The sequence below is a fragment of the Myxococcus llanfairpwllgwyngyllgogerychwyrndrobwllllantysiliogogogochensis genome (genome assembly GCF_006636215.1).
GTDB lineage: Bacteria > Myxococcota > Myxococcia > Myxococcales > Myxococcaceae > Myxococcus > Myxococcus llanfairpwllgwyngyllgogerychwyrndrobwllllantysiliogogogochensis.
The window spans coordinates 1-401 of record NZ_VIFM01000934.1; the positions used below are offsets into that span (position 1 = coordinate 1).

General features: G+C 62.6%; 1 pseudogene. It reads left to right on the forward strand.

Going from position 1 to position 401, the window contains the following annotated elements:
* Positions 1 to 401: pseudogene (locus tag FJV41_RS56365) on the forward strand (NAD-dependent DNA ligase LigA); the annotation flags it as partial.

A 401-nucleotide genomic window follows, 5' to 3' on the forward strand; every position in this document is an offset into this window, starting at 1 on the left:
GTGTTGGTGCAGGCGGCAACCCGCGGCGACGGCACCACCGGCGAAGATATTACCTCTAACGTGCGAACTATTCGCGCCATCCCCCTCAAGCTGCATGGCGAGAATATTCCTGCACGCCTTGAGGTACGTGGGGAAGTGTTCCTCCCGCAGGCCGGGTTTGAAAAAATCAATGAGGAAGCTCGCCGCACCGGCGGGAAAGTGTTTGCTAACCCGCGTAATGCGGCAGCGGGTTCGCTGCGCCAGCTCGATCCGCGCATCACTGCGAAGCGACCGCTTACTTTCTTCTGCTACGGCGTGGGCGTGCTGGAGGGCGGCGAGCTGCCGGCCAGCCACTCGGCTCGGTTGCTGCAGTTCAAAGCATGGGGGCTGCCGGTGAGCGATCGCGTCACCCTGTGCCATAC